Source organism: Sphingobacterium deserti, assembly GCF_000757725.1.
GTDB classification, from domain to species: Bacteria; Bacteroidota; Bacteroidia; order Sphingobacteriales; family Sphingobacteriaceae; genus Sphingobacterium; species Sphingobacterium deserti.
Map to the genome: position 1 here is coordinate 96,780 of NZ_JJMU01000065.1, position 24,740 is coordinate 121,519.

The following is a 24,740-nucleotide window of genomic DNA, read 5'->3' on the forward strand; positions in this document are numbered from 1 at the left end:
AATTCAAATATATTGGAACGTTGTTAATAAATTGAGCGTCGGGTACAGGTTGACTAAATATGGCTGTCAACATTCCACTATTTTACCTATCTTTGGGCGATTAAAAAAATGCAATTTTCATGGCTTTACAATGTGGTATCGTAGGTTTACCAAACGTCGGTAAATCGACATTATTTAACTGTTTGTCAAACGCGAAAGCGCAGGCAGCGAATTTCCCTTTTTGTACAATAGAACCCAATGTCGGTGTGATCACCGTTCCTGATGAGCGTATAAACAAATTGGCAGAACTTGTGAACCCGCAACGCATCGTTCCAAATACAATTGAAATTGTTGATATCGCTGGGCTTGTGAAAGGAGCTTCTAAGGGTGAAGGCTTGGGGAATCAATTTTTGGGTAATATACGCACAACGAATGCTATCATCCATGTGCTTCGTTGCTTCGATGACGGAAATGTTATTCACGTAGATGGCTCCGTAGATCCAATTCGCGATAAAGAAATTATCGATACAGAACTCCAATTGAAAGATCTGGATACCGTCGTTAAGCGGATACAGAAGGTGGAGAAAATGGCCAAAACTGGTGGTGACAAAGACGCGAAAAAGACTTTTGAAATACTGTCTGTTGTTAAAGCGCATTTGGAATCTGGCCGTTCAGCACGGACAGCAGCTATAGCTGAGGAAGATTTTGAATTTATCGATGATCTTGCTTTATTGACAGTGAAGCCTGTATTGTACGTTTGTAACGTCGACGAAGCTTCTGTCAACACAGGCAATGCGTATGTAGATCGCGTTAAAGAAGCCGTTAAAGATGAAAATGCAGAAGTATTAATCATTTCGGCACAGATAGAATCTGAAATAGCGCAGCTAGAATCTTATGATGAACGCAAGATGTTTTTGGAAGATCTTGGATTGGAAGAATCGGGCGTCCACAAACTTATTCGTGCAGCGTATTCCTTGCTTAAGCTTTCTACATATTTTACTGCTGGTGTGCAAGAAGTCCGCGCTTGGACCATTGAGAACGGCTTCACAGCGCCGCAAGCTGCAGGTGTAATCCATACCGATTTCGAGAAAGGATTTATACGAGCGGAGGTTATTAAGTATGTGGACTACGTGCAATACGGATCTGAGGCTGCGGTCAAAGAAGCTGGCAAGCTATCCGTAGAAGGTAAAACGTATGTCGTGGAAGACGGTGATATTATGCACTTCCGGTTCAATGTTTAAAGAGGTAACATTAAAATAAAAGTCAAGTATCTCAAAAAAGTCACTGCATAGCTATCAAGTAGGTCATTGCGAGGAAGTATGACGACCGCTGAAGGCAGGTCCGAAGGAAACCAATCTGAGGTTTTACAAACGTAAGATCGCTCCGTCGTCGTTTCTCTTTCTCGCGATGATGTCTACTTGTCGCTTTTTATACACGCTCTTTCTTTCAAATAGCACAGCGCCTTGTTCAAGTATGTTTCATTTCGTATATTCGATTATGAAATTTGGTCAAGTAGAAAATCCGGGAGAGATTGATTTCACTCTGCCCCCCACGCCTTCTGAAACGATAGATCTGCTGAAACGTAATAAAAAAAAATCGGAGCTTGAAGTTTATGTCGGATGTGCTAAATGGAATAAGGCTGATTTAAAGGGTTTTTATCCGCGCGGCACGAAAGATGAGTTGAGCTACTACGCACAGCAATTCAATTCAATTGAGCTCAATGCAACTTTTTATAACTCGCCTAGCAAAGAACAAGTAAAGACTTGGCGGGAAAAAACGAGCGAAGGTTTTAAATTTTTTCCAAAGATTCCCCAATCCATAAGTCACTATGGAAGACTGCTCAATACGGATGAGAAAGTCAAAGCATTTGTAGATGCTACGGTTAATTTCGAAGATAGACTGGGCATGGCTTTTTTACAGATGCACGATAATTATAAGCCGAAAGATTTTGAACGTCTCAAAGATTTTCTGAAAAATTTTCCAAAAGGCTATCCATTGGCCTTGGAAGTACGAAATACATCGTGGTTTACAGAAAAAAAAGTCTTTGACGATCTTGTCGATCTGTTAGAGAAAACGGATACCAGCAACGTTATTGTCGATACAGCGGGCAGGCGTGATCTCTTGCATATGCGACTTACCACGTCTGACGCTTTTGTGAGATACGTAGGGGCTAATCATCCCACGGATTATGATCGCCTCAGCGAATGGGTTGAGCGAATCAAAGAATGGAAAAAGGCAGGTTTACGTCGACTCTTCTTCTTCGTCCATCAGAATGTGGAAGTGGCATCCCCCCTGCTGGCTGCCCACTTTATCAAAGAACTCAATAAGGCGATTGGCACGAACTTGACAATTCCAAATAAGGATAGTGACACGAGTCAGGGAAAGCTGTTTTAGCTTATTCCTCTTCTAAGAAATTTCGCTTATCTAATGTGTTGAACATATTCAGGTCTTCTGCCGCCCCATGGGCGTCTCCTAATTGCTCTCTGATTTTAGATCGATATAAGTAAAGTTCGGAATAGTTGGGGTTTAATACAATAGCCTCGCCGTAATCGGCCAGCGCAGATTCCCAATTCTCCATCTTTTCGAATAGGTCGGCTCGCAAAGCATAAACGTAGAAATCATCCGGCAGTAAATCTACCAAGATATTGAAATCGGCCTCCGCCTTTTCATACTCCTCTCGTTCAACAAAATAGTTGCCACGTTCTTCGTATACGGAACTGGACTCCGGCGCTAATACTACAGCTTTATCTAAATCGCGGGTTGCTTCATCAAACTCATGAATCGCGGTAAATAGCTTGGCGCGATAGAGATATGCAGCGGAGTTATCGGCATCAATCTGTAAGGCTTTGGTGAAAGATTCAAAAGCATCATGGTAACGTAGCATACGCAAATGTAATGCCCCAGCATAAACCAGTATGTCTGCCGACGGCTCTCTATTGAACGCTTCTGCATAGTAAGCCAGTGCGCGCTCGTAATCAAACTGTGGCGTAAGCTCTAAAGCAGCCTCAAGTAAAGCTTCTACACTTTCGAATTGATCGACATCATAAGGCGAGCGTGCTGGCTTTTCCTGCTGCCACTGCATATAGCTACAGTAATTGGAGTCCAACGATTTTACCACCTGATAATCGTAGAATGCCCCTTCATCATCTTCTAAATAAGCGTTCAAGATCGATCGGCATGCCCGGAAAAAAGGCTGCTGTGGATAGCTTTCTATGGCATTGGAATACAAGGAGTGAGCTTTTTCTAATTCTCCCTTCTTAAAAAAGTCAAATCCCAGTTTTGCAATGCTTAGGCATTCGTCGGTATCGGGAATTTCTGAAACGATGGTATTAGTATAGGGAAGTAATCCACTATGTGCAAGTAGGAAATAGCGATTTTTATTTATGTGCATGAATAAGGAGCAGTTTTCTTATCGTTACGAATATACTTAAAAATGGGGAAACCTCAGGCTACCGTAGGCAGCTCATCAAAAAATACGTTTTACAATGCGCAATTTATGCGTGTATCGGCCTTCCATCTGATTAAAAATCCCTTCACTATCAAGCTTATCAATCCGCGCCAATGCCGAAGCATGAAAAATGCTGTCCGAATCCAACATGATTCCAACGTGTGTTATCCTTCCCTCTTCATTATCAAAAAATGCGAGATCACCAGGCTGAATTTCCGCTACGAAATCGACAATCTTACCCTGCTCTGCCTGTTGATAGGCATCGCGGCGTAGCGTCACGCCAAACTGAGCGTATATAGCCTGCGTGAGGCCGGAACAATCTATGCCGTAAGGAGAGCGCCCGCCCCAAAGATAGGGACTGCCCTTGTAGCGATCTACTAATTTTGGGAATTCAAAAACAAAGTCTGCAACTTGGGGATCGCGCAAAGTGCCACTGATGCTGTATGGAACATCCGATGGGATCATTTGCTGTAAGGAAATGTGGTTCCAAATTTTTGTGCCGGGCAGCAGGCTGATGGTTTGGTGATTGAAGATAGCTTCAGCTCCTGAACGATCTACTACACTATATGAATTTCCAGCTGCCTGTGGTGCTTCACCAGTCCACAATGCATATTGCCCACGCTGTAGCCAGCCTTCGTAATCAGCTTCTAACATGCGGATATATATCCAATCCGGCTGTTCTTCCAATATTTCGAAAAATTCGGCGAATAGCAATTGGTTCACCATTTCGCTACGATGGGAAGGCTCAGATCTTAAAGGCACGACCGAAAGATTACAAATACCAAAAACCATGTTTTCTTTTTTTAGTAAAAACAAATAATAACACGTAGATGTTATCTACTTATACGAAGATAACTTTTTTATACTGCACACACATGAACAACCATAGATTTAATCGCATCCTTTTAGCTGTAGACGACACGCCTTGTACGCTGAAAGCCATAGAACATGCCAAGGAGTTGGTAAGGGAATTTAATTCTTCTATTGCCTTGGTTACTGTAGTGCCACCAACATCGCCGGCAGCTTACGGTGCGGACCCATTGTTAGGACAGCAGCCTATTATCGTTCCCGAAGTTTCGGAAATACAGCAAGAGTCGGCGCAGCGCTATTTAGACAGCTTAGGAAACGCTTTTGAAGGCGCCCACGAGGTTTTCCTCTTTAACAAGGTCGGAAACGTACGCGATGAGATATTGAATACCGCGAGTGAATGGACAGCTGATTTAATTATAATGGGCTCGAACGGAAAAACGGGATTTGAGCATTTTATATCCGGTAGTGTATCTGAATCTGTAATTCGCAAGGCAAACTGCCCCGTCTTGGTGATTCCGAGCAAAGAAGAATAACCCTGCTGAAACGCGCTATTTATTATATTTTGCGAAGTCGGGCGGCAAACATGCTGTCCGATTTCCGATTGTAGCCAGCTATCAATTTTAACTCTTCCAACTTCAACCCGCATTCTTTCTCCAGATAGTCTATTACCTCTTCGTTTTCTTCTCGAAAAACGGAACAAGTTATATACACTAATTGACCATTTTTCTTAAGGTAATCTGCTGCGCGTTTAGTGATGTTCCTTTGCAAGCTGGAAAAATCTCGGATTTTGTCTTCAGAAAATTGCTTTATCATTTCTGGTGTTCGGCCCCAAGTTCCCGAGCCGGAACAAGGTGCGTCTAGTATAATGCCATCAAAACGTTCATTCTGCATGATGTGATCCACATCTTCCGTCAGATCTAAAACTTTTTTTCTGTAGTGGGTTTTAACGTTCGCCTGTAGAAAGCGTTCATCCAAATTTCGTAAGACACTAAGGCGAATATCGGATACCATCAGTTGGAGATTGGGTTCTTTGTGCAGCAGGAGCAATGACTTTCCGCCGGAGGCGGCACAGGCATCCCACCACGATTGTCCTTTTTCTATTTCGGCGACATCCAAGCTCTCCTGAGAAGACAAATCTTGGACTTCAAATAAGCCTTCTATTTTCTTTATTTGTTGTAGTTGTGCACCGTTCGGAAGACGGTAACTATATGGCCTAACTTTATCAAACGGTATGGCATTTTTAGCTAACTCCGCCTCTACTTCCGCTACAGCGTGCTTTTGTACACGTATGAATAAGTCTGGTTGAACGAGGTGACTCCTACAGAACGCCTTTTTATCTATCGCTTGAGAAAGATGCCTGTGGAAAGGAAATATATCATCTTCAAAACTGATACCCTGCCCAGCAAGGAAACCAATTTTATCCGGCAACGGCGCTTGTTGATGGGTGGACCATTGCGATCTATGAACATCAACAAGGTCGCTTACACTTTCACAGAGAAACTCTGCTAAGATCAATCGCTGCAGCGGATCTTCTTGGAAGGTTGCTCCCCCTATCCTGAAATAATTGTAGCACAAACGGGAGGTCATCCTGCGGTCGGAAGATCCCATTTGCTTGTTGCTTTTATAAAAACGTGTTAAAAATCTACTGAGGGGTTCATCATGGCGGTATTCACCCAATGCCTTTTCAAAATTACGAAACTGCTGCGCTACTTTCTTTTGCTTTACTTCCAATATTAGTTCAATTGAAACGATGAATCCCGATACACTTTAAAACTCACCGCGTTATTGACAAAGCCAGACGTTTCGCTATGATCGAATTGATAGGTGCTAAACAGTCCATCAAAGGAGTCAGTAGTAAGGTGCTCGCGATAATTGGAGCCATACTTCGCAAGAAGGCCCCCAAAATACTTGGCCGCATCATATCCTTTGTAGGAGTAATCCGAAGGATTTACACCGTAAAGGCTATAATACAAATCCTTAAAGGTTTTCACTGCTGAAGTCCAACCTTTCAGGTGGCTTTCTGTAGAGATGATAGGATTGTAATTTGAAAAGTTTGCATACATACTGAAATCTATACGGTCCCAAAGCGGGTGGCCGTATAAATTAAAGCTGTAAAAGCTTTCACTAGCCTTGGCGTCCAAATTGTTTAATAATGTACGCAGCTGGAATTTATCCGTTGTACCGGTGACGACGAAGTTCGTTCCGGACATAATTAATGCCTCATTAAATTGTGCAATAGACGATACAGATTTTACTTGCGCAGAGGGTTTTAAGCGGCGCACCTCCGAGATAAAACCACTCAAAAATTGCCTACCATCGTTATCCGAGGTATTGTAAATGATAATGACATCTCCCCCGCTGTATTCCCTGGCCAACTTATTGGCGGTGGCCTTCATATGCATGTCTATAGAAGGGGTTAATGACACCAAGTTGGATAGATTAAAATCGCTTGCTTTAGACGCCGCTAAAGGATTTATTTGCAAAACATTATTTTTGGGAAGATTGCTTCCGAAAATTTTGATTTCCTTCGGGTAAACCGGACCAACTATCAATGTCGCATCAGCTATCTCTTGGGACTGCGCAATATTCATACTTTGCCCTTCGCTGTCGCGGGAGTCAATAACATTCAATGCGAATGACTTACCATTTTTAGCCAATTCATCCAACCCTAATTGGAAGCCTTGATAAAAATCCAGCGCTATTGACGAACGTTTAATATCTTCCTTCGAAACAGCATTCGGATTTAAGCGATCGAGTTGGAAAGGAAGCACGAGCGCTATACTGTTATCAATAGCACGTTTTCCTTTTTCACCAGACGCATCACGCGTTTCTCCGGGTTTGGAAGTACCAGATTTATCACCGGCTGTAGTGCCACTTCCTACGTTTCCACCACGATGATCTGGAGATTTTAACACGCCAACTTTAGGGGAGCAAGCGCTTAAGCTAAGCGCTATACCTAAAGCTAGTAATAGTTTATTCCCACTCAATCGTTGCTGGTGGTTTTGAACTGATATCATAGACAACTCGGTTGATTCCTTTAACATGATTGATGATTTCGTTAGAAATTTTAGCAAGCAAATCGTAAGGTAGATGAATCCAGTCAGCGGTCATACCATCTAATGAACCTACAGCACGAAGTGCCACAACGTGTTCATAAGTACGTTCGTCGCCCATCACGCCTACAGATTGAACGGGAAGAAATATGGTGCCCGCCTGCCAAACTTTATCATACCATCCCGTTTCTTTTAAATTACGGATATAAATATCGTCAGCTTCTTGCAAAATCCGTACCTTTTCTTCCGTGATATCTCCCAAAACGCGTATGGCTAACCCTGGGCCAGGAAATGGATGTCTTCCCAATATATTAGGGTCTACTTCTAAGGTTTTCCCCACACGGCGTACTTCGTCTTTAAACAACGTTTTCAGAGGCTCCACGACTTTAAGTTTCATAAAGTCTGGAAGGCCACCCACGTTATGGTGGGATTTTATAGTTGCTGAAGGTCCTTTCACAGAAATAGACTCGATGATATCTGGATAAATAGTTCCCTGTCCTAGCCACTTCGCTTCAAGGCCATCCGGCAACTCATTTTGTATATCCTTCGCCGCTTGGTCAAATACATCAATAAAGGATGCACCAATAATCTTCCGCTTCTGCTCTGGCTCAGATACGCCTGCTAAACGCCCGTAGAAAAGATCCTTCGCATTTATACCTTTGATATTGAGCCCCATATTTTTGTAAGAATCCAACACCTGCTCGTATTCGTTCTTGCGCAGTAAGCCGTGATCAACGAAAATACAATGGAGGTTCTTACCAATAGCCTCATGCAGCAACACTGCCGCGACTGTTGAATCTACCCCGCCGGATAGTGCCATAATAACATGATCGTCACCCAGTTGCTCTTTCAGTTCGGCAATGGTTGTTTCAGCAAATGCCGTTGACGTCCAATCTTGCGCACACCCACAGATTCCAACCACGAAATTTTTCAGTAACACTTGTCCATCCGTGCTGTGCGTCACCTCTGGGTGAAACTGTATGCCATAGGTACGCGTTCCAGCAACATGGTAAGCTGCAACCCGGACTTTGTCTGTGCTCGCTATAATATTGAAATTGGCAGGAACTTCTTTTATAGTGTCGCCGTGTGACATCCAAACTTGTGATTGTACCGGCACGCCCGATAATAATTCATTGCTTGTATCCACAAATTGCAGATTTGCACGTCCGTATTCTCTTATCTCGGACGGTAATACTTCGCCACCAGATTTTTGAGCGAGATATTGCGCGCCATAACAAACCCCTAATATCGGAAAACGTTGTTGAAGCTCGGTATAATCAATCTGGGGAGCTCCCTCTTGCCTAACGGAAAAAGGACTACCTGAAAAGATAATGCCTTTCACAGCATCATCAAAGTCTGGTAGATTATTGAATGGATGTATTTCGCAGTACACATTGAGCTCACGCACACGACGTGCTATCAGCTGCGTATACTGTGAACCAAAATCGAGAATAATAATTTTTTCGGACATGCCGCAAAGTTACATATTCGTGGCGTAATTTTTAGGTTTTTTTAACATCAGGTGTTTGTAGAATTAGCGTGACGAAACGGCAAACAATTTCCGCAGGTTTAATAAGACTCTTATATAAAACGAGTATATTGTGAAGGTGATTACCGTATATACTTATTAATGAAATTTATCGCTACGCTTTTATCCCTCCTCTCTCCTATATGGCTCTTTGCTCAGGTGAACGGTACCGTTTCTAACAAAAATGGTGAAAGGCTTCCATCAGTTACCGTCCTTTTAAAAAATAGTTACATGGGAACCTCCACAAACGCAAATGGGGAATTTTCCTTCGAAAGGCTACCCAAGGGCCGACAAACCTTAATTTTCAAAAGTTTAGGCTATCAAACTTACTATACGGAGGTGGACATTTGCGAGAAAAAAATACAAATTGATATTTTACTCGAGGAAGAAATGAGTTCGTTGGAAGAAGTAGTCGTAACAAACCGGGAAAATCCAGCTATTCGCATTATCAAACAGGCGATACGCCATCGGGACGAGAATGGTAGTAAAATAGACAGCTATCGTGCAGACTTTTATTCAAAGGGTTTAATGCGGGTAGAAAATTTGCCAAAGAAAATGGCGCGTGCCGGGGCCGAAGATATTCCTGGCCTAGATTCCACAGGGTCTGGTATTATCTATCTCTCGGAAACGGTCTCAAAAATCAGTTTTAAGAAACCGAACAAGCTGTACGAAGAAGTTATTGCATCGAAAGTGAGCGGAGATGACAAAGGTTTTAGCTTCAATACAGCAATTGGTGCTAATATTGACTTTTATAGCAATACTGTCGGATTATGGAATGGCGTTATCTCGCCTATTGCCTATAATGCTTTATCTTATTATAACTACACGTTGATCAATAGCCGTGAAGAAGATGGCCAAACGGTTTTTAAAATCAAAGTAGCTCCTAAACGAGATAAAGAGCCCACCGTAGATGGCTTGATTTACATCGTAGAAGACAGTTGGGAAATTTATGCTGTGGATTTTTCGTTGCCTGGTTACCGACTACAGCAACCCGTCTTAGATACCTTGCAAATAACGCAACACTACGCATGGAATCACAAAGACCAACGCCGGACAAAATCGTTTCAACGACTTGATTTTAAAATCAGCTTTTTCGGAATAAAGGCGTCGGGAAACTATATGCAGAACTTTTCTAATTATGAATTTGTAAAGGTATTTCCAAAGGGCACATTTGGTAATACGTTGACAAAGATCAACAAAGGATCAAATTTGTTGGATTCTGCTTATTGGAATTTTGCACGTCCGGTCGAACTGACAAAAGATGAACGACGTGACTATGCACTAAAGGACAGTGCACAGGCGGTTCGCAAAAGTAAGGCATATTTAGATTCTGTTGACCGTTCAAAAAATAAGTTCAACCCGCTTGATCCGATCATGGGATATTCCTATCAGAACTCCGAAAATCAAATTAAAATTGAATATTTAGGATTGAATAATGTTACCAAAGCTAGTTTTAACGCTGTGCAAGGATTTACATGGACAGCCTCTATAAATGCGAGCGTTGGTGCAGCTGATACCGGATCGTTCTCAAATTTGAGGAACGATTTTCAATATGGTTTTTCGGATAAGAAGCTACGCTTTAATGCGACTTACGAACATCGCTTTAATACAAAGAACTATGCCACATTAGCATTAAATTTTGGAAATAGAGCAACGCCATTTAATGACGACCAAGGACCACTACCTTTGATCAATAATATTACCTCCCTGTTTTTTAAAGACAGTTATCTACAGTTTTATCAAAGAGAGCAAGTCAGATTACGATATACGCAGCATATGGGTGTGCCATTTCATATCATGCTTTCCGCTGCTTGGGCTAATCGCAGCCCGCTTTTCAATAATAGTAATTATTCCTTTTTCAGGAAAGAGCGGAATTATGTGTCTAACAATCCGCTAGCTCCAACGAATTATATAGAGCCTGCTTTTTTTGCAAATCGTGTATTGGAAGCCGAAGTCGGGTTGAGGTGGGCCGTAGGACAAAAGGCAGTTGATCGGCCAGACGCAACCCTGTTGTTAAGAGATATGCGCTACCCACTTATCACAGTGCGATACAAGCAGGCTCTTAATTTGACGAGTAGTGGTATGAGCTACCAACTACTACAAGGTTCAATTGCTCAAAGCCGGCAGTTTGGGCATTTCGGGATGTTGAGCGCCCGGATAAATGCAGGGGCATTTTTCAATGCTGAAAATATACCTTTTACTGACTACAAGCATTTTTCTGGAAACCAGACTCATATAGGTACCACATCCATTTATGACAATACCTTTTTATTATTACCCTATTATAGCCATAGCACAAACAAAGGTTATGTCGAGTTTCATGCCGAGCAGGATTTTAAAGGTTACTTATTTAACAAGATCCCTGTGGTCCAGGAGTTACAATGGGGGCTTATTGCTGGCTACCATTTTCTTCACACGCCAGATAGAAGGCCTTATCAAGAAGTTAGTGTAGGTATTGATAACATAGGATGGGGAAAATATCGTTTGCTACGCGTAGACTATGTGCACGCTATACAAGATAAGGCGTCGATCCCGGGTGTGGTTGTGGGTTTGAAATTTTTGAATATTTTAAATTAGTACCAGCACAGTCTGTATAACACCCTGACGGAAATAGTCTACAGAAGACTATTACTGCGTCATGAAGGTGATTTTTCCGCCGGCAAGGCGCTTTTGCTTTCTTTCGGTGGGGTTGCCATAAACGTTTATGTATCCACCGGCACGGGTTTGCACATCAGCACTTAAAGATACTCTTATGTCACACACTCCGCCCCCATTTGTACGGGCATAAGCGTTCTTGGAATTTAGTTTTTCCCCGTAATAATTGCCACCAAATGTCAAGATAATATTTTGCGATTCCGTATTGCCCCGCATTGTGACCGAGGAGCCAGTTGTGCTATTCACTTCCACACGTTTTGCGTTGACTGCCAAATCAAGCTTTCCGCCCTCATTAGCCCAAACCAAGACAGAGTCTTTTTCAATTATACCGTCTTCCGTTTGTACGATAGCGCCTTTTTGTATTGTGAAACTGTATATATTTGGAGCATTCACTCTTACGAAGGTATTGGCGCCTTTTAGGGGATAGCCTGACGTCATCTTGATACGGAGTACTCCATTTTGCTGCGTAACCTCTACTTTATCTTGCATGTCACCCTCTACCGACACATAATTCTCATCTGCCGGAACAAGAACCACATTTATTTTATCGGTGACATGAAGTTCAACAACTTCACCGATATCAATTTTCGTTTGTGCAGCCAAGTCAGCAGTGCCGCTGATCAATACCGCTATTAACAGATAGAATCCTCTCATAAATTTATTCAATATGCTTTATTTTCCTGACCCCTGCATTATCTACCTAGCAGCGCCAATTCTTTTTCAGAATACATCTTTGCTCCTTTAAGATATGTGTAGAGCAGCTCTTTTGCCTCCTTGTCATTGAGCTTATACAGATTGTTCATTAGGAAATCTTTATCTTCCTCGATATTATCGCGATACCCTAGGTAAGATGGAATGTAGTACTGTATACAAAGCCTGATGTAACGAAGTTCCACATTATTTGGATTATTTGCTATTTGCTTTTCTAGCATCTTCTTTCCATCTTTAAAATAGCTCATCTTTTTTATTGGATTGCCTGTGTGTCTGGCCATAAACATATGGTAAGCCGCCTCATAGCCAAGTTCCACCGGCGAATCTGCATGCTTGCCAAGTGATTCTAAATGCTGCTTACATTTATCACCATCTTTATGTCCTATTTTAAAGTCTTTCCTGATTTGAGAGAGACTTACCGTTTGTGCATTAGTTTCATCGACGATGATTGTCGCCAGCACAACTATCAAACTATACAAAAAATTTCTCCCCATGAGCTATTGCATTTGGTTACTTCAAGAAATTTACAAAAAATAAGCCAAATATGACGATATAATTACGGTATAATTCGCGTATAGTACCTATAGCCCTCCGACTAAATCCAGTTCTTTAGCATGTTTTCAAGCTTTTAATAGATTATTTAGTTTACCGAAATCGTTAAATATTTTAAACCAAATTTTAATGCATAGCCTATTAATATGCCTACTATAAAACTAGCGAATGTACCAATGAGGATGTATTCCGTGAATTTAGTATCCCTCGCCTTTGTGAGATCCCCGAATCTAAAGATAGACTTTGCCCCCAATAGAAACCCTATTCCGGATAAAAATCCTATTTGAACAAATAAAACAATTAACAGGCGTTCCATGATGCCGATTAAAAGGCCGGCATCCGTAAGGGAGTCTTGTGGTTTGCTAAGAAATTCTGTTTGTGATGTCCATTTGCTAAAAAATACGCGAAGTGCTATCGGACTTACGAAGGCTGTGAGTAAAAACGCAATTAGATAACATAAGCTTGTGGATGAGAAAAGAGCCTGTGTCCAAGCTTCGGACCACCCATATACTAAGACCAGTGCAGCGATGATACTGGCTACATGTAATATTTGGTCGAATATAAATAATACAAAAGGCTGTAAGGGCCACTTCTTTTCAAGATATATCTTGACGCTGTCTATCAGTAGGTGGGCAAATGTGACGAACAAAACGATATGCCATTGCGTTGAGAGAGTTGTACAGAACAGCAAAGATAACAGCAATCCATGTATGGCCACATGAAGCAGCAGAAAACCTATTTTTTCTTTGCGCATTTGCACAAGTCGATTTGGTTGAAAAACGAAATCACCTAATAGATGTGCTAATAAGAGCTTTAAAAAAATTATACTCATAACTTCAGTAGTTCTGCGGTACAAAAGGCAAGTGCGTGCTGTATTTTTGCATAAGCTCCTTTTTGCAACGCGGTGCTTACTTGGCTTTGATGCTTCTTATTCAGCAACTTAGCCAAATCAGATTGATTTGATCCTTCATTTAGAAAAGCTACTTTTACCGTTTCTGCAATATTACTGGTCCATCGTAACGTAAGCTCTGTAAGTAAAGGCAAAATGGTATTACAGAGTGCATTTAGCCTTTCATCTGATGTACGAAGATGCAAAGTTTCCTTTTTTAATTCTTCAAAGGACTCCCCTGAGTAAATAAGTGCTGACCCGAAAGTCGTTTTCAAGCTGCCCTTATTATCATCCTTTAACCCGATTCCTATACCCATACGTGCATCGAGACCGATCTCTATCATGGCTGCTTTAATATAGAATGCGGCTACCAAAACTTTATCGACAGATACCTCAAGTTGAAAGCTGTCACCTCGAAAAATATCAAATTTTTTCGAGAAGCAGGTAATTGCCTCTTCCAAGACAGGGAGCCAAGACGTTGGCTTTGCAGTTCTTGATTTTATAATGTCGCCTGTTATTATTGCTATCATCGTTTAAGCTATCTACCCAAGTATGATCAAATTCAATGATAATTAAGAATATTATCAAATTCGATGATAATTAAGAATATCTTCGAATTCAATGATAATTAAGATTATCTTCGAATTCAATGATAATTAAGAATATCACCGAAATCAATGATAATTCATAATATCATCAATATCAAAGATATTCTATAATCGCTCGAATTGCAAAAAAACTTTGGTCTATAAACCAAAAAGAGCATCCGCTTGCGCTGATGCTCCTTTCGCTTGCAATTTAACAATCTCTATATAACGATATTGATGATTTTTCCTTTCACAAAAATAATCTTTTTAACAGGTTTTCCATCCAAATAGCGTTGTACATCAGTATTTTCTAATAAAATACTTTCTGCTGTTTTCTGATCAAGATCAAGCGAAAGGGAAAGATTCATTTTCATTTTGCCATTGATAGAAACCGGATACGCGAATTCTGATTCAATTAAATAGTCGGCATTAAAAGCAGGATAAGATGCATAGGATATCGTTCCTTGCTCATTTCCAAGTAAAGCCCAGAGTTCTTCCGTAATATGCGGTGCATAAGGTTGAAGAACGAGGATCAGATCTTGCAGAATAGCCCTTTTATTACACTTCAGTTCCGTAAGTTCATTCACACAAATCATAAAAGCTGATACCGATGTGTTGAATGAGAAACGTTCTACATCATCCTCTACCTTCTTGATAATTTTATGAAGTGCCTTAAATTCAGCTTTTGTAGGCTCGGCATCTACTACCGCAAAATTTCCTTCTTGATCATGAAAAAGACGCCAAACCTTACGTAGAAATTTATATACGCCTTCTATACCGTTTGTGTTCCAAGGTTTTGCTTGCTCTAAAGGTCCTAGAAACATCTCGTATAAACGCAAGGTATCAGCCCCGTAAGATTCAATAATGTCATCCGGATTTACGACGTTAAATTTCGACTTGGACATTTTCTCCACCTCAGAACCACAGACATACTTGCCGTTTTCCAAAACAAATTCAGCATCTGCAAAATCGGGACGGAAAGATTTAAATTTTTCTGTATCCAACACGTCGTTGTAAACAATATTTACATCGACATGCAACGGAATAGTCTTATATTGGTCTTTCAAGCCGTACGAAACAAAAAGGTTGGTTCCTTTACCGTCGTTGTCTAAAACGCGGTATACAAAGTTTGAGCGGCCTTGAATCATCCCTTGGTTTATCAGCTTTTTAAAAGGCTCTTCCTCGTTATGATATCCAAGATCTTTCAATACTTTGTTCCAAAAGCGTGAGTAGAGCAAATGCCCTGTAGCATGCTCAGAACCACCAATATATAAATCAACAGCTTTCCAGTAAGATACCGCTTCGGCACTAGCGAACTCCGCTTCGTTTTTTGAATCCATATACCGAAACCAATACCACGAAGATCCTGCCCAGCCTGGCATTGTACTCAATTCATATTCATATTGATCGTTGTATTTCCAATTTTCGGCACGACCCAATGGCGGCTCGCCGGACTCCGTAGGCAAGTATTTATCTACTTCAGGAAGTAGCAACGGAAGCTCATCTTCTTTCAGAAGGTAAGGCAAGCCGTCTTTAAAATAAACAGGAACAGGCTCGCCCCAGTACCGCTGACGACCAAATATCGCATCGCGCATCCGGAAGTTAACTTTGGCTTTGCCTCGTTTTAATTCCGCTAAGCGGTCAATCAGTGCAGGAACAGCTTCTTGATAAGTCAGCCCGTTAATAAAATCAGAATTAATATAGCGCCCATTCTTATTGGCATCTGCAGCTTCTTCTATCTCTTGGGTATCTGAAATCGGGATGATAGGCAAATCGAAGAACTTGGCAAAAAGGTAATCGCGCTGATCGGCTGACGGAACAGCCATTACTGCTCCCGTGCCGTAGCTGGCTAACACGTAATCTGCTATCCAAATCTGCACGTCTTCACCCGTAAGAGGATGTTTTGCGAATGAACCTGTGAAAGCTCCAGAAACGGTCTTTGTATCCGCCATACGATCCAGTTCAGATTTCTTCGAGGTTCTATCCTTATATGACTCAACTTCTGTGCGTTGACCTTCGGTGGTTAAAGCTTCAACAAGTTCATGTTCCGGTGCTAACACGATAAATGATACACCGTAAATAGTATCTACTCGGGTAGTGAATACTTCGATATCGCTGTTGATTTGGGGAACGGCAAACTTAACCGATGCACCCACAGATTTCCCGATCCAGTTGCGCTGCATCTCTATCAGTGGCTCTGGCCAATCGATCGTCTCCAATCCGCGAAGCAGACGATCCGCGTATGCGGTGATGCGCATTGACCATTGCATCATTTTCTTCTGCTCTACAGGATATCCGCCACGCTCGGAAACGCCATTGATGACCTCATCGTTAGCCAAAACAGTGCCCAGTGCTGCACACCAATTTACAGTGCTTTCCCGTAGATAGGCCAATCTATATTTTAATAATTCCTTTTGTTTTTCTTCTTCTGTAAACTGCTGCCATCCGGAAGCGGTAAACACAAAGACATCTTCGTCAGCTACGGCATCTACTCCTTCTGATCCCTTTGTTTCAAAATGTTGAACCAACGAAGCGATAGGCTCTGCTTTATCCGTTGCTTTATTATACCAGGCATCGAAAAGTTGCATAAAGATCCACTGCGTCCATTTATAGTATGACGGATCAGATGTACGCACTTCGCGCGACCAATCGTAAGAAAAACCTATGTTGTCAAGCTGTTCCCGGTAACGATTAATATTGACTTCGGTTGTAATAGCGGGATGTTGACCCGTTTGAATAGCATATTGCTCTGCCGGAAGGCCAAAGGAATCATAGCCCATCGGATGCAGGACATTAAAACCCTTCAAGCGTTTGTACCTTGCAAAAATATCAGATGCGATGTAGCCTAGTGGGTGACCGACATGAAGACCTGCACCCGATGGGTAAGGAAACATATCCAATACGTAATACTTGGGTTTCTCGGTCGACTCCGATGGTTGAAATGTCCCATTCGCTGCCCAAAATTTTTGCCACTTGCTCTCTAAAGATTGATGATTATACTCCATTGTAACCTGTTATGCTTAATATCGAATAGAGGCGAAAATAGCTAATTTGCGTTACAACTGATATAAAAGTTTCATATTAAACAATAAATTGCGCATCTTGTGTGTTAAATGAGTAGCGAATATTCTGCTCGGGATGACTAAAGATATTACATCAAAATATTCCTTAAATGAGCATAATTAATTACTTTCGCATCAAAATACATTAAAAACAGTATATGTCGACTTACGAAGAAGGTTCACCAAGAAAGAAAACAAAGTCTGTTTACGTCTCTACAGTTATCAGTATCGCCCTCGTCCTATTAATGACGGGGCTGTTGGGCTTGATATTAGTACACGCAAAAAATCTCTCGAAGTACGTAAAGGAGAACATCGTTTTAAACATTATCGTAAATGAAAATGTCAATGAGGGCGATGTATTGGCGATGCAGAAAGATATTGAAAAAGATCCATATGTATTGCGTACCGAATATATCAGTAAGGAACTCGCTGCTAAAAATCTGAAGGAGGATTTGGGGGAAGATTTCGTTGAATACCTAGGGCACAATCCGTTGCTTCCATCTATCGATGTTTATCTAAAAGAGCAGTATGCGAATACAGACAGCATTCAGACCTTCATACAGATGGCATCCAAAAATAGCCGAGTTAAGGAGATTGTTTACCAGGAATCGCTTATCGATATGGTAAATAAAAATATTCGTATCATCGGTATGGTTGTGTTGGCCTTTACGGTGGTTCTTCTTATTATCGCTGTGGCTCTAATCAATAACACCATTCGCTTAGCTATTTATTCGCAGCGATTCCTTATAAAAAGTATGCAACTTATCGGAGCCACGAAAAACTTCATCCGGAAGCCCTACTTATTTTACGGGATATTTCACGGCCTTTTAGGTTCGTTAATCGCCATTCTTCTACTTATTTTTACTTTACAATTTGCGCAAAAACAAATCCCGGATCTTGTTTTTCTACGTAATTGGTATGAGTTCGGCGCCATATTTCTGATCGTTGTGATGCTGGGCGTCCTCATATCAGGGTTCAGCACCTACTTCGCTGTTACAAAATATCTTAAAGCCAAATCACACAGTTTATATCGTTAATTATACGTCATCAACACATGTCGGAAAAAAACATTAAATCTTCATCATCGTCGAGCAACGCGAGAGCGAGCTTTCCCTTTGAAAAAATTAACTATCAACTTTTGATAGCAAGTATACTTGTCGTTGTAATCGGTTTTGTTCTTATGATGGGTACCGAAGATATCTACAGCTTCACGAAGATCACGTTGGCTCCGATCGTCGTTGTTTTGGGTTTCGCCCTAGGGTTTGTTTCAATTCTGTATAAACCAAAAAACAAAAACACAGGTAACTAATGACATATTTTCAAGCTATTGTCTTAGCAATCATTGAAGGACTAACAGAATTTTTACCTGTATCCTCTACAGGCCATATGATTATAGGAACAGCGTTGATGGGAATGGAGCCCTCTCCCTTCGTCAAGCTTTTTACCATTGTGATACAACTGGGAACAATTTTATCTGTATTGGTACTCTACTTCAAACGCTTCTTTAAATCTTTAAATTTTTATTATAAGCTTGTTGTTGCAGCTATCCCAGCTTCTGTTTTGGGGCTTCTGTTCAACGATTTTATTGATTCTCTTTTAGAAAGTCCGTTAACAGTTGCCGTTATGCTGGTTATAGGCGGTTTGGCGCTTTTATTTGTGGACAAATGGTTTAACAAGCCTCAAATCGATAATTCCGATAACATCTCCTATAAGCAGTCTTTCATCATTGGTTTGTATCAGTGTTTGGCTTTAATCCCCGGCACATCACGTTCGGCGAGTACCATTGTAGGCGCGATGACTCAAAATCTTACACGTAAGGCAGCTGCGGAATTTTCATTTTTCTTAGCTATCCCAATGATGCTAGGAGCTTCCGTAGTGAAATTATACAAATTTTTCAAGGAGGGCCATACGTTTTCCGGTGAAGAGGTAAACCTCTTAATCCTTGGAAACGTCATCGGCTTTATTGTGGCAATCATAGCTATTAAGACATTTATAAACTTACTGACAAGATATGGATTCAAAGTATTTGGTTGGTATAGAATTATTGTAGGACTAGTGATTATTGGATTAATATTGAGCGGGCAAAGTCTGCAACTTATATAAATGACAAATACGGCAGAAACCAATCCCCCGGCATTTCAATTTGCGGAGGGCGAGGTACTTTTGGTTGATAAACCTTTGGAATGGACCAGTTTTGATGTGGTGGGTAAGTTGAGAAATAGCATGAAACCTTTGAAGATAAAGGTTGGACATGCCGGCACCCTTGACCCCCTCGCTACTGGATTGTTGATCATATGTACCGGTAAGTTTACTAAAAGAATCGACTCTTTTCAAGCAGAGGATAAAGAATACACCGGAATCATTAACCTGAGTGGCTCTACGCCGTCTTACGATCGGGAAACGGAAATCGACCATCCGTCGGATTACGAACATATTACCCAGGAACAAATCCGTGCAGCAACATCATTATTTTTAGGCGATATAGCGCAATATCCTCCTGCTCATTCTGCCATAAAGATAAATGGTGAGCGGGTTTACGAGAAAGCAAGGCGGGGTGAAGAAGTCGAGCTGAAAGCGCGAAATGTATGTATCGGGCAGTTCGCTATCGAGAAAATCGATTTGCCGGAGGTACATTTTAGGATCACCTGTTCGAAGGGCACATATATCCGTTCTATCGCGCATGACTTTGGGAAAGCGCTTGGTGTAGGTGCGCATCTGAGCAAATTGCGCCGAACAAAAAGCGGTAATTTCGACGTAAACGATGCTTGGGACTTGCAAAATCTAATCGAAAAGATTAAATTACAGAAAACCACTAATCAAGAATAAAATCCTAAATAAAGGAATGAAAATATACAGAAGCCTAGATGAGTTTAATACCTTGTCAACTGCTGTTGTCACTATAGGTACATTTGACGGCGTCCATATCGGACACCAAAAGATCTTATCGAAATTAAAAGAATGTGCCAAAGAGATTGCCGGAGAAACAGTGCTGTTAACTTTTTTCCCGCACCCGAGATTGATCATCAATCCAAATGATGATAATCTTCGATTAATAAATGACATTGAAGAAAAAACTCATCGACTAGCATTATCAGGTATAGATCACTTAATCATCACACCATTTACACGGGACTTCTCCAATCAAACGCCAGAAGAATATATCAGCAATGTATTGGTTGGTAAACTAGGAACGAAACAAATCGTCATTGGTTATGACCACCACTTTGGGAAGGATCGAAAAGGTTCTATAAAGGATCTTAAACATTTTTCGGAAATTTATGACTACGCCGTCGAGCAGATTCCAGAACAAGATATTGAAGATGTCGCCGTCTCATCAACGCGCATACGGGAATCGCTAATTAAGGGCGATATTGAGACCGCAAACAAATACTTAGGTTATCCATTTGAATTGACGGGCACTGTCGTTCGCGGCGACCAGATCGGGCGAGAGATTGGGTTTCCAACGGCAAACTTGAATGTACACGAGGCACATAAACTTATCCCAGCGTATGGTATTTACGCTGTAGAAGCAGAAATATATCCAACCGTTCCGCAGATTGAAACAGGAGACTATATAGATCCGCAACCTGAACGCATTGCAAAAGGGATGGCTTATATAGGTACACGCCCTACTGTTGACGGGATGAATCGGAAAATTGAAATCAATTTACTTGACTTCAAGGATGATATTTACACGAAAACACTACGGGTGAAGTTCTTAAAATTTATTCGCCATGACCAATGGTTTGAATCTCTTGATGCTATGAAGGAACAGATCAAAGCGGATGAGCGAGCTATTCGGCTCTATTTTGAACAGCAAGACAGCCTTTAAAGAATCAAAAAAGGGATCAATATTCGTTTATTGATCCCTTTTTCTTTTTTCATATTGCTCCAATACGATATTGAGCTGTTGCTCTTGATCTAGTGTAGAGTTATCCAAAACAAAGGCATCGTCTGCCTGGCGGAGCGGGCTTTCTTCACGGGTGCTATCGATATGATCACGGTGCGCCAGATTATCGATCACATCTTCCATGGTGACAGTTTCTCCCTTTGCAGCGAGCTCTGCAAAACGGCGTTCCGCCCGCACTCTTGGATTAGCCGTCATAAAAATCTTTAAATCAGCATCGGGAAATACTGTTGTGCCAATGTCTCGGCCATCCATAACGATATTTCTTCGTTTGCCTAGCTTCTGCTGCTGAGCTACCATTGCATGCCTTACCTCTTTAATAGCGCTCACTTCACTTACCATATCAGAAATATACATCATCCTGATCTCCTCAGTCACATCTTCGTCGTTAAGCAAGATTTGCAGCTTACCGCCGTCCGGAACAAAATCTATATGTATATTTTCTAGCGCAGATTCTATTGCGTCCGTATCCAGAAGATCGATGTTATTTCGGAGAAAAAATAAGGTTACTGCCCTATACATAGCGCCGCTATCGATAAATACGAAATGCAGCTTTTTAGCTAGTGCTTTGGCTACTGTACTTTTCCCACATGAAGAGAAGCCATCGATTGCGATCACAAAGTTGTTCCTTGCCATTTAGCGCGTCCCCCCTATCAAGATTCCAGCTTTATTTACTAAAGGCACTTTCATCAGGTTTTCATCCACGATACTTTCCGGGAGAAAGATATATTTTTTATCGTAGATCGTTTTATCAATGTAGTAACTCAGCCAGTATTCATTTGTCAATCCGAAAACTTGCGTGTCTATTGCCTCGATTTTGACGGCGCTTTGCGCTGTGACATCACCTATAAAGTGGCGAAGTGTAGTTGTCTTTACCTCTCGCCCGTCTTTCAGACCGTATCCTTTTGACGAGACCAATACGTTATTAATATCGTGGTTTTTCTCATTAACCAGATATACATTCCACACCTTTTCTAAAGGTGTTTCGCTTTCTAGAACGATGGCAATAGAGATGTCTTCAACAATATTATCGGGCAAATCCTTTTTCATTGTCTATTTCTTTGTTTTGGCCTTTGGAGCCGCTTTTTTTGCTGTCGTTTTTTTGGTGCTACTCTTCTTTGTGGCAGCGGTCTTGGTACCAGCTTTTTTTGCTGCTGCCGCCTTGCCCTTCGGATCAGCATCTGCCCATTTTAACACGTCTTCGTAGGTAATCTTTTCGATGTCTGTGCCCTTCGGTATCTTCACATTTTGTTTACCTAAACGAATGAAGGGTCCCCATCTGCCATTTTCGATTTGAGCCTCCGCATTCTCTTCAAACACACGGATAACTTTCTCTATATCTTTCTGACGCTTTTCTTTAATAATTTGGACAGCCTCCTCTTCGGAAACATCCATTGGATCCATTCCTTTCGGAAGGGAATAAAAAGCACTCGCGTGCCTAATGTAAGGCCCGAAACGGCCTATGGCGACCGTCATCTCTTTTTCTTCAAACTCACCCACTTTTTTAGGAAGTTTAAAAAGATCCATGGCCTCTTCGAAGGTAATTGTTTCGATCATCTGACCTTTCCGCAAAGAGGCGAAACGAGGTTTTTCTTCATCATCCGCGCTTCCTATTTGCACCAGTGGTCCAAATCTTCCCACGCGCACCGTAACAGGCTTTCCTGAAGCCGGATCAACGCCCAGCTCCCGTTCGTGGCTGGCTCGGTCAGCATTTTCGAGTGTGTCTTGAATACCGTCGTGGAAAGGGCCATAAAATGCTTTAAGCATTTCGGTCCACTCTTTATCGCCCTGCGCAATTTCATCAAATTCCTTTTCCACCTTTGCGGTAAAATGGTAGTCGATAATGTCGTTGAAGTGTTCCACCAAGAAATCGTTGACCAACACACCAATATCTGTTGGAAACATTTTGGAACGCTCTGCGCCAGTAGTTTCTGTTTTCAATTGTTCTATGACTTGGCCAGCATCCATAGCGAGCACGGTATACTGCCGTTCCCTACCATCACGATCTTCCTTTACCACATAGCCCCGATTTTGAATTGTCGAAATTGTTGGAGCATACGTTGATGGTCGGCCTATGCCTAATTCTTCTAGCTTTTTAACGAGGGATGCTTCGGTATAACGCGCCGGAGGTCTTGAGAACCGCTCGGTAGCGTTCATATCCTTCAGGTTGAGCTCTTGCCCTTTTTCTAGCGGCGGAAGCAATGCATTATCGCCCTCTTGGTCTTGTCCAACATCACTGTCTTCGTCTGAAGACTCCATGTATACCTTAAGGAAGCCGTCAAATTTCATGATCTCGCCTGTAGCAACTAGGTTCTCTGTTCTGGTGGAGATATTGATCTTTGCGGTTGTTTTCTCAAATTCGGCTTCGCTCATTTGGGAAGCGATAGCACGCTTCCATATTAATTCGTATAGCCTGCGTTCCGCATTATCGCCCTCTACACTGTGTTGCGAGAAATAGGTTGGTCGTATAGCTTCGTGAGCTTCTTGCGCGCCTGCTGACTTTGTTTTGTAGCGGCGAAGTTTGTGATAGCGATCACCATAAGCTTTTACAATTTCCTCTTCAGCTGCTGCGATGGCCGTGTCGCTTAAGTTTACAGAATCTGTCCGCATGTAGGTGATACGCCCGGCTTCATATAGTCGCTGCGCGACTTGCATGGTGCGTGCTACCGAGAAGCCTAATTTACGGCTCGCTTCCTGTTGCAACGTAGATGTTGTAAATGGTGCGGAAGGTGAACGTTTAGCCGGCTTTTTCTCTAAGGAAGAGATGTCGAATGAGGCTTTCAAGCAATCCTGTAAGAATTGCATAGCATCTTCTTTCTTCTCAAATCTATGCGGTAGCTCTGCTTTGAACTGCTCTTTACCCTTTCCGGTCGTAAACTGCGCTACAATCTTAAATGATGCTTCGGCTTGGAATCTGTTAATATCTCGCTCACGCTCCACAATCAAACGAACAGCGACGGATTGTACACGTCCTGCAGACAAGGATGGCTTCACTTTTTTCCACAATACCGGGGAAAGTTCAAAACCTACCAATCGATCGAGTACGCGGCGCGCCTGCTGTGCATTAACTAAATTAAAATCAATCTTTCTGGGTTGGTCAATTGCTTTTAGTATTGCAGGCTTTGTAATTTCATGAAAAACGATACGCTTCGTTTTACTATCATTCAATGCGAGTGTTTCATATAGATGCCAAGAAATCGCTTCTCCCTCACGGTCCTCATCGGATGCTAGCCAAACCATCTCGGCATCCTTCGCAAGTTTCTTTAACTCACTGACTACCGACTTTTTATCTGAAGGAACCTCATATTTTTGTTCAAAATTATTTTCGGTATCAATAGCGTCATCGGTTTTTACCAAATCGCGGATATGACCGTAACTGGACTTCACCAAAAAGTCCTTTCCTAGATATCCTTCTATTGTTTTGGCTTTCGCCGGCGACTCTACTATCAATAAATTTTTTGCCATCTATAAATTGAATGATTTTTGCAAATAAAGCTATTTCAAAATGGAATGACAATACTTTTCGTCACTTCCTCCAAAAAACATGGATAACCTTCCT

General features: G+C 41.7%; 22 protein-coding genes. 9 read left to right on the forward strand and 13 right to left on the reverse strand.

The window, feature by feature from the left end; translation table 11 throughout:
* The first annotated feature begins 119 nt into the window (after positions 1-119).
* A complete protein-coding gene (gene ychF / locus DI53_RS17165) occupies positions 120-1,220 on the forward strand; it encodes a redox-regulated ATPase YchF (protein WP_037502643.1) in 1,101 nt (366 codons plus the stop codon).
* A 256-nt stretch (positions 1,221-1,476) separates the two neighbouring features.
* Positions 1,477-2,373 carry a DUF72 domain-containing protein gene (locus tag DI53_RS17170; RefSeq protein ID WP_037502646.1) on the forward strand — a complete coding sequence of 299 codons (897 nt, stop codon included), beginning with the start codon at positions 1,477-1,479 and terminating at the stop codon, positions 2,371-2,373.
* A 1-nt stretch (position 2,374) separates the two neighbouring features.
* Here DI53_RS17170 and DI53_RS17175 read toward each other — a convergent pair whose 3' ends face one another.
* The gene (locus tag DI53_RS17175; protein WP_052072526.1) at positions 2,375-3,370 is read right to left on the reverse strand and encodes a tetratricopeptide repeat protein; all 996 of its coding nucleotides are present in this window, start codon (positions 3,368-3,370) and stop codon (positions 2,375-2,377) included.
* Positions 3,371-3,445: 75 nt separating this feature from the next.
* A complete protein-coding gene (locus DI53_RS17180; protein ID WP_037502648.1) occupies positions 3,446-4,219 on the reverse strand; it encodes a C40 family peptidase in 774 nt (257 codons plus the stop codon).
* An 83-nt stretch (positions 4,220-4,302) separates the two neighbouring features.
* Here DI53_RS17180 and DI53_RS17185 point away from each other — a divergent pair, with 83 nt between their 5' ends.
* On the forward strand, positions 4,303-4,770 hold the full coding sequence (locus tag DI53_RS17185) for a universal stress protein (RefSeq protein ID WP_037502651.1): 468 nt from the start codon (positions 4,303-4,305) through the stop codon (positions 4,768-4,770).
* 22 nt (positions 4,771-4,792) lie between these two features.
* Here DI53_RS17185 and DI53_RS17190 read toward each other — a convergent pair whose 3' ends face one another.
* From DI53_RS17190 to guaA, 3 genes are read right to left on the reverse strand one after another with little or no spacing between them, the layout of a single operon-like run.
* Complete coding sequence (locus DI53_RS17190) at positions 4,793-5,968, reverse strand: RsmB/NOP family class I SAM-dependent RNA methyltransferase (protein ID WP_037502655.1); 1,176 nt, start codon at positions 5,966-5,968, stop codon at positions 4,793-4,795.
* Between the two features lie 2 nt (positions 5,969-5,970).
* Positions 5,971-7,254, reverse strand: a complete 1,284-nt coding sequence (locus DI53_RS17195; RefSeq protein ID WP_241462461.1) for an ABC transporter substrate-binding protein — start codon at positions 7,252-7,254, stop codon at positions 5,971-5,973.
* The gene (gene guaA / locus DI53_RS17200) at positions 7,211-8,761 is read right to left on the reverse strand and encodes a glutamine-hydrolyzing GMP synthase (RefSeq protein ID WP_037502658.1); all 1,551 of its coding nucleotides are present in this window, start codon (positions 8,759-8,761) and stop codon (positions 7,211-7,213) included. Before guaA ends, DI53_RS17195 begins: the two co-directional genes overlap by 44 nt.
* A 159-nt stretch (positions 8,762-8,920) precedes the next feature.
* On the opposite strand from guaA, the gene DI53_RS17205 reads away from it, so the two are divergent.
* Positions 8,921-11,395, forward strand: coding sequence for a DUF5686 and carboxypeptidase regulatory-like domain-containing protein (locus DI53_RS17205; protein ID WP_037502661.1), 2,475 nt, complete (start codon positions 8,921-8,923; stop codon positions 11,393-11,395).
* 51 nt (positions 11,396-11,446) lie between these two features.
* Here DI53_RS17205 and DI53_RS17210 read toward each other — a convergent pair whose 3' ends face one another.
* From DI53_RS17210 to leuS, 5 genes are all read right to left on the reverse strand, one after another.
* Positions 11,447-12,127 (reverse strand): GIN domain-containing protein, encoded by a 681-nt coding sequence (locus DI53_RS17210; protein WP_037502663.1) that lies wholly within the window; start codon positions 12,125-12,127, stop codon positions 11,447-11,449.
* 38 nt (positions 12,128-12,165) lie between these two features.
* Entirely contained in the window at positions 12,166-12,678 is a 513-nt protein-coding gene (locus DI53_RS17215; RefSeq protein ID WP_241462462.1) for a hypothetical protein, read from the reverse strand.
* Positions 12,679-12,824: 146 nt separating this feature from the next.
* Entirely contained in the window at positions 12,825-13,568 is a 744-nt protein-coding gene (locus DI53_RS17220; RefSeq protein WP_037502666.1) for a DUF3307 domain-containing protein, read from the reverse strand.
* Positions 13,565-14,155 (reverse strand): hypothetical protein, encoded by a 591-nt coding sequence (locus DI53_RS17225; RefSeq protein ID WP_037502668.1) that lies wholly within the window; start codon positions 14,153-14,155, stop codon positions 13,565-13,567. Before DI53_RS17225 ends, DI53_RS17220 begins: the two co-directional genes overlap by 4 nt.
* Before the next feature lie 278 nt (positions 14,156-14,433).
* Positions 14,434-17,217, reverse strand: a complete 2,784-nt coding sequence (gene leuS, locus DI53_RS17230) for a leucine--tRNA ligase (protein ID WP_037502671.1) — start codon at positions 17,215-17,217, stop codon at positions 14,434-14,436.
* Positions 17,218-17,432: 215 nt separating this feature from the next.
* Here leuS and DI53_RS17235 point away from each other — a divergent pair, with 215 nt between their 5' ends.
* Genes DI53_RS17235 through DI53_RS17255 form a run of 5 tightly spaced genes read left to right on the forward strand, consistent with a single transcriptional unit; the run spans position 17,433 to position 21,106 of the window.
* Entirely contained in the window at positions 17,433-18,311 is an 879-nt protein-coding gene (locus DI53_RS17235) for a cell division protein FtsX (RefSeq protein ID WP_037502674.1), read from the forward strand.
* 17 nt (positions 18,312-18,328) lie between these two features.
* Positions 18,329-18,583, forward strand: coding sequence for a DUF3098 domain-containing protein (locus DI53_RS17240; protein ID WP_037502677.1), 255 nt, complete (start codon positions 18,329-18,331; stop codon positions 18,581-18,583).
* The gene (locus DI53_RS17245; protein ID WP_037502680.1) at positions 18,583-19,377 is read left to right on the forward strand and encodes an undecaprenyl-diphosphate phosphatase; all 795 of its coding nucleotides are present in this window, start codon (positions 18,583-18,585) and stop codon (positions 19,375-19,377) included. The genes DI53_RS17240 and DI53_RS17245 overlap by 1 nt, the downstream gene beginning before the upstream one ends.
* Entirely contained in the window at positions 19,378-20,100 is a 723-nt protein-coding gene (gene truB / locus DI53_RS17250) for a tRNA pseudouridine(55) synthase TruB (protein ID WP_037502683.1), read from the forward strand.
* Positions 20,101-20,116: 16 nt separating this feature from the next.
* Complete coding sequence (locus DI53_RS17255; protein WP_037502686.1) at positions 20,117-21,106, forward strand: bifunctional riboflavin kinase/FAD synthetase; 990 nt, start codon at positions 20,117-20,119, stop codon at positions 21,104-21,106.
* A gap of 27 nt (positions 21,107-21,133) precedes the next feature.
* Here DI53_RS17255 and cmk read toward each other — a convergent pair whose 3' ends face one another.
* From cmk to topA, 3 genes are read right to left on the reverse strand one after another with little or no spacing between them, the layout of a single operon-like run.
* Positions 21,134-21,817, reverse strand: a complete 684-nt coding sequence (cmk, locus tag DI53_RS17260) for a (d)CMP kinase (protein ID WP_037502689.1) — start codon at positions 21,815-21,817, stop codon at positions 21,134-21,136.
* The gene (locus DI53_RS17265) at positions 21,818-22,231 is read right to left on the reverse strand and encodes a hypothetical protein (RefSeq protein WP_037502692.1); all 414 of its coding nucleotides are present in this window, start codon (positions 22,229-22,231) and stop codon (positions 21,818-21,820) included.
* 3 nt (positions 22,232-22,234) lie between these two features.
* A complete protein-coding gene (gene topA, locus DI53_RS17270; RefSeq protein WP_037502696.1) occupies positions 22,235-24,646 on the reverse strand; it encodes a type I DNA topoisomerase in 2,412 nt (803 codons plus the stop codon).
* Positions 24,647-24,740: the final 94 nt, after the last annotated feature.

Coding starts and splice junctions, on each gene's coding strand:
- DI53_RS17195 (WP_241462461.1), bottom strand. CDS start 7,254: ATGATATCAGTTCAAAACCACCAGCAACGATTGAGTGGGAATAAACTA.
- DI53_RS17220 (WP_037502666.1), bottom strand. CDS start 13,568: ATGAGTATAATTTTTTTAAAGCTCTTATTAGCACATCTATTAGGTGAT.
- truB (WP_037502683.1), top strand. CDS start 19,378: ATGACAAATACGGCAGAAACCAATCCCCCGGCATTTCAATTTGCGGAG.
- DI53_RS17215 (WP_241462462.1), bottom strand. CDS start 12,678: ATGGGGAGAAATTTTTTGTATAGTTTGATAGTTGTGCTGGCGACAATC.
- DI53_RS17240 (WP_037502677.1), top strand. CDS start 18,329: ATGTCGGAAAAAAACATTAAATCTTCATCATCGTCGAGCAACGCGAGA.
- DI53_RS17180 (WP_037502648.1), bottom strand. CDS start 4,219: ATGGTTTTTGGTATTTGTAATCTTTCGGTCGTGCCTTTAAGATCTGAG.
- topA (WP_037502696.1), bottom strand. CDS start 24,646: ATGGCAAAAAATTTATTGATAGTAGAGTCGCCGGCGAAAGCCAAAACA.
- guaA (WP_037502658.1), bottom strand. CDS start 8,761: ATGTCCGAAAAAATTATTATTCTCGATTTTGGTTCACAGTATACGCAG.
- DI53_RS17245 (WP_037502680.1), top strand. CDS start 18,583: ATGACATATTTTCAAGCTATTGTCTTAGCAATCATTGAAGGACTAACA.
- DI53_RS17225 (WP_037502668.1), bottom strand. CDS start 14,155: ATGATAGCAATAATAACAGGCGACATTATAAAATCAAGAACTGCAAAG.
- DI53_RS17170 (WP_037502646.1), top strand. CDS start 1,477: ATGAAATTTGGTCAAGTAGAAAATCCGGGAGAGATTGATTTCACTCTG.
- DI53_RS17255 (WP_037502686.1), top strand. CDS start 20,117: ATGAAAATATACAGAAGCCTAGATGAGTTTAATACCTTGTCAACTGCT.
- DI53_RS17175 (WP_052072526.1), bottom strand. CDS start 3,370: ATGCACATAAATAAAAATCGCTATTTCCTACTTGCACATAGTGGATTA.
- DI53_RS17210 (WP_037502663.1), bottom strand. CDS start 12,127: ATGAGAGGATTCTATCTGTTAATAGCGGTATTGATCAGCGGCACTGCT.
- cmk (WP_037502689.1), bottom strand. CDS start 21,817: ATGGCAAGGAACAACTTTGTGATCGCAATCGATGGCTTCTCTTCATGT.
- ychF (WP_037502643.1), top strand. CDS start 120: ATGGCTTTACAATGTGGTATCGTAGGTTTACCAAACGTCGGTAAATCG.
- DI53_RS17265 (WP_037502692.1), bottom strand. CDS start 22,231: ATGAAAAAGGATTTGCCCGATAATATTGTTGAAGACATCTCTATTGCC.
- DI53_RS17205 (WP_037502661.1), top strand. CDS start 8,921: ATGAAATTTATCGCTACGCTTTTATCCCTCCTCTCTCCTATATGGCTC.
- DI53_RS17235 (WP_037502674.1), top strand. CDS start 17,433: ATGTCGACTTACGAAGAAGGTTCACCAAGAAAGAAAACAAAGTCTGTT.
- DI53_RS17185 (WP_037502651.1), top strand. CDS start 4,303: ATGAACAACCATAGATTTAATCGCATCCTTTTAGCTGTAGACGACACG.
- leuS (WP_037502671.1), bottom strand. CDS start 17,217: ATGGAGTATAATCATCAATCTTTAGAGAGCAAGTGGCAAAAATTTTGG.